The organism is Limibacillus sp., from assembly GCA_037379885.1.
In the GTDB taxonomy this organism is placed as follows: Bacteria; Pseudomonadota; Alphaproteobacteria; order Kiloniellales; family CECT-8803; genus JARRJC01.
This window is the reverse complement of the sequence record JARRJC010000096.1, coordinates 1-4,113: the sequence shown is the minus strand read 5'-3', so window position 1 is coordinate 4,113 and position 4,113 is coordinate 1. Positions and strand designations below refer to the sequence as shown.

General features: G+C 59.3%; 5 protein-coding genes. 1 reads left to right on the top strand and 4 read right to left on the bottom strand.

Annotation, left to right across the window (positions count from 1 at the left end):
- Positions 1-1,001, top strand: a 1,001-nt coding sequence (locus P8X75_14720) for an adenylate/guanylate cyclase domain-containing protein (GenBank protein MEJ1996434.1), incomplete at its 5' end; no start/stop codon positions are given.
- 118 nt (positions 1,002-1,119) lie between these two features.
- On the opposite strand, the gene P8X75_14715 is transcribed toward P8X75_14720, so the two are convergent.
- The 4 genes from P8X75_14715 to P8X75_14700 form a co-directional block, all read right to left on the bottom strand.
- On the bottom strand, positions 1,120-1,401 hold the full coding sequence (locus tag P8X75_14715; protein MEJ1996433.1) for a hypothetical protein: 282 nt from the start codon (positions 1,399-1,401) through the stop codon (positions 1,120-1,122).
- Positions 1,402-1,527: 126 nt separating this feature from the next.
- A complete protein-coding gene (locus tag P8X75_14710; protein ID MEJ1996432.1) occupies positions 1,528-2,832 on the bottom strand; it encodes a sulfite oxidase in 1,305 nt (434 codons plus the stop codon).
- 129 nt (positions 2,833-2,961) lie between these two features.
- A complete protein-coding gene (locus tag P8X75_14705; GenBank protein MEJ1996431.1) occupies positions 2,962-3,324 on the bottom strand; it encodes a hypothetical protein in 363 nt (120 codons plus the stop codon).
- 482 nt (positions 3,325-3,806) lie between these two features.
- The coding region (locus P8X75_14700; protein MEJ1996430.1) for a sigma factor-like helix-turn-helix DNA-binding protein at positions 3,807-4,113 on the bottom strand (307 nt) is incomplete at its 5' end.

Genomic DNA, 4,113 nt, shown 5'->3' with positions numbered 1-4,113 from the left:
TGGCTACGCTTTTTGCAGCTACCTATCCGGAACGTGTCAGCCAGCTGATCCTTTTTGGCTGCTTTGCGCGTAGAGCCTGGGCGCCCGATTGGCCTATCGGTGAGACGAGAGATGAGTTCGAAGCAAGATTAGAGGATTGGCTTCGGAACTGGGGTAAGCCCTTCGAATTGGATACAGGGGCACCAAGCGTGGCTGACGATCCCGCCGCACGCGCTTGGTTTGCCGCTTACCTAAGGTTTTCAGCTAGCCCCAATGCAATGAGAAAGCTGACAACGCTCAATTACGAACTGGACATTCGGCACATCTTGCCGGCAGTCACTGTGCCGACGTTGGTCCTACATCGAAGGCATGACCAATGGGTAGAGCTGGCTCATGCCGAGTACCTAGCAGAGCATATACCTGAAGCGGAGCTTCGGGTCCTTCCTGGAGCCGATCATTTGCAATGGTACGGTGACCAAGACGGTCTGATCGCAGAGGTTCAGGAATTCATCACTGGCGAACGAGCTAAGACCTCAATCGAGCGGGCGCTATTGACCGTCGTGATGCTTGATATCGTTGATTCCACGGGGGAGCTTGCCTCTATGGGTGACGAGAGGTGGCGGGCGGTTCTGAATAGTCTGGACGAGGCGGTAGATAAGCGGGTACCTGCCCATCAAGGAAAACGGATCAAGCATACAGGCGACGGGTACCTGCTCGCCTTCACCGGCCCGTCCCGTGCAATTGAGTGCAGCCAGGCAATTCATCGTGACGCCGTGCGTTTAGGCTTATCGCTGCGAACTGGAATTCACACAGGTGAGTGCGAACGAAGAGGTGATGATCTCTCAGGCCTAGCTGTACATGCCGCGGCAAGATGCATGGAGAGCGCAGCGTCAGGACAAATTGTGGCTTCCCGTACATTGAGGGATTTAGTTGCAGGGTCCGGGCATGAGTTCAGCGAGTTTGGCACCGCCGCGTTGAAAGGCTTGCCGGGAGAGTGGGAGCTTTTCTCCGTCACGACGTGATCGATCGAAACTGGTCACCGGCTTCTCCTGTCCGATTCTGGCTAGAAGCGGGCAATGGCGGAGAGCTCGCTCGCGACTCGTTGAGTAATCAGCTTCTTTGGCGTTAAGAGCGCAAAAGCTATTGGGCCCAGCTCGGGCGGTGGTCGGTATTCAGGTGCTCACTAAGGTAATCAAGAACAATGCTGCGTGTCTCATCATCCATTTCGGCCATACCCTGTTCTTCCACCATCCAAGTGAGGGCCTTGTCCCACGCTTTCTCTGTTAAGCCCTGCTGGACGACCAAGCGGATGGAATGGCAACCAGAGCAGAGCGCGTAGACCTCGTCACGGCCTTCGCCTTCGGGCAGGAGCTCATAGTCGTCTTGTGCCAGTGCAGTTGTGGTGGCCAGCAGTAGAGCCAAGCTCGCCCCGGCAAGTGCATTTCGTAAAACCACGGATCTTCAGTCCTTCATTCCTGTCAGTGAGTTCTTTAGACAGAGGCGGGCGCTGTGCAAGACACGACACCCGCCTCTGAAAGTGTTGGAGGACTAAGCTACCTGAATGGACACACGGTGCATCGAGTTGTTCAGGTATCCCTTCGGGTTCCAAGCGATAGCGAAGGGCTGCGAAACGCCTGTGTCATCTGTAGCTCGCGCCCAGACCTCGTAGTAGCCGGCCTGCGGGAAGGTCACCTCAGTGGCCCAGTTTTGCCATGCGTAGGGATTGACTGGCGCGTCAAGCCCGGCTGCAACCCAAGTGGCCCCAAAGTCGATCGAAACTTCGACGCTACGGACCGAGCGGTCGCCAGCCCAAGCGTGGCCGCGCACCTGCATGGTCCGCGAACCGGTCGAGCCGCCGGACTCCGGGGAGGTGATGAGTGACTTCACAGGCATGGCCTCGATGATCACGAAGTCTTCTTTCGCAACCTCCTCGCCTGGCGCGACCGGGCGGTTTGGCACGCGGTAGGAAGTGCCGGTCATCTTCGGGCCGTCGTGCACAACGTCTCGCAACTGAATGCGCGTCAGCCACTTCTGGGAACAGGAACCGGGCCAGCCCGGAACTACCAGACGCAAGGGCGCTCCGTTCATGGGATGGATCGGCTCGCCGTTCTGTTCAAAAGCGATCAAGTTATGGGGGTTCATCGCCTTTGCGATGGGCACCCCGCGCGAGATCGGAAGCTTGTCCGGATCGCCGGAGAGATGTGCGTCGGCGCCGTAGTGGGCGGTGTAGACGACGGAGTCCTTCACGCCTGCCGCTTTCAGCACATCGGCCAATCGCACGCCGGTCCAGTTAGAGCAGGCGACCGCGCCCACGGTCCATTGGTTGCCGCTGGCCGGAGGGTCAAAGAAGGCGCGGCCGTTGCCACCGCACTCCAGGGTCAGCGCTTCCGTCACCACATCAAAGTTAGACTTCAGGTCTTCGATGCTCATGGTCATCGGATTGTCCACGAGACCGTCAATCGTGAGCTCCCAACCCTCGGCCGAGACGTCCTCAGGAGGCAGGCCGTTGTTCCGGATGAAGTGGCGTGCTGTAGGGGTGATCGCATCGTCGAGGAGGTGCGCCGGGGTCTCGGCGTTCACCGGTCGATCGTTCAGAACGGTGAGACCATTCTTGCCTTCGATGGTCATGTGTTGCTCGGCCAGGGCCAGCGGGATGAAGCCCGAGGGCATGTTGCGATGGAAAGGAATAGCCGAGCCGATCAATGCGCCCATGCTGGCCAGACCAGCACCACGCAGGAAACCGCGCCGGTCAGCGTAAGCCTTCCGCCCGAAAACGAGCTCGTCGGCCCCCTCCGGATCCTCCTTGTAGAGTTCAAAAAGATTTTTGATCTTGCCGCGTTTCTCGATGGTCAAGGTTTCCTCCCGTAATCGCTCTCTTCTTTGGACGGACAGGCACGGTGGGTCGTGTCGCACCTAAAGGAAGAAACGATTGGCGGGGGTGCCTTATTCCAAATTCGTTTTAAAGATTTTCAGATCGCACTTTTATGCGTGGCAAGGCGCCGACCGGCGTCGGTTTTCCGCCAGTTGCTGGCGAGCCTTCTGGTCCAGTATTTCAATGCCGCGGCTCGCCTCGTAGAGCTTCTCGGCGATGAGGCCGAGACGGCCCTCGTCCATGCCCTCGGCAAGCAGAAGATAGCCGATTGCGCCGTGGCGCCAGCCGTAGCTCAAAACCGTGCCTTCGCCGGTACGGGTCAACTCCTCGCCCAGCAGCGAAGAGTCCTGTAGCGAGGACTCCTGTAGCGTCTCGGCATTCGGCACCAGGAACAGCGTTACCTTGCAGCCACGCGTGCCCCGGTAGTGGGCGGCTAGGCCCATCTCACCGTTCGGCGTCAGAAAGTCAGCCACGCCGTTCAAGGAGAGGCGCCCAGCTTCCAGGTCCGGAAGCCGAGCCACACCGGTCTCGAAACGCACTAGCGTGCGTCCGCCGTAGAGGCGTCCGCTGGGAGCCTGCGATAAGGTGGCGTGACGATGCATTGCCGCTGCGAGCAAGTCAGGGGGAGCGTCGCTGGACGTTGGCCCAATGGCGAAAAGCGCTGTAATCGAGATCACGAGCGAGGCCGCGGCTGCAAGCCAGAATAGCCTCAGCCTACCACCGAGACCCACACCTCGCGGGCCCTGTTCCCCTGATGTGACGGAGATCCTCTCGCCATTCTGCTCCTCCGCTCCGAATGCGCTCTTAATCTCTGCCTTGAGACTACTCAAGACGGCGACCTTGCGGGCAAGGGCAGGGTCGTGCGCGATAGAGGCGGCGACACGCGCCTTGTCCGCGGGCGACAGTTCGTCGTCCACGTAAGCGTTGACCTCTTCGCTTGTCGGCTTCATGCCACTCATCGTCCTTGTCTCTGCCTTCTGCCCACCGGCACAATATTGCTCTCGGCCAGCGCCGCGGCCATGGCCGAACGCGCACGGCTGACGCGGCTCATGACCGTTCCTATGGGCACATCGAGAATTCCCGCCGCTTCCGAATAAGAAAAACCCGACAGGTCGATGAGCCACAGGATCTCTCGCTGGGGCCCGCTTAGCTGTTCAAAAGCTTGTCGAACCGTAATGGCGTCGATGGCGCGGTCCGCAGCCGCCCACATGTCATATCCGTCAACCTGACTTTCATCCAGTTCTTCTTGGGAGAAAAAGGTC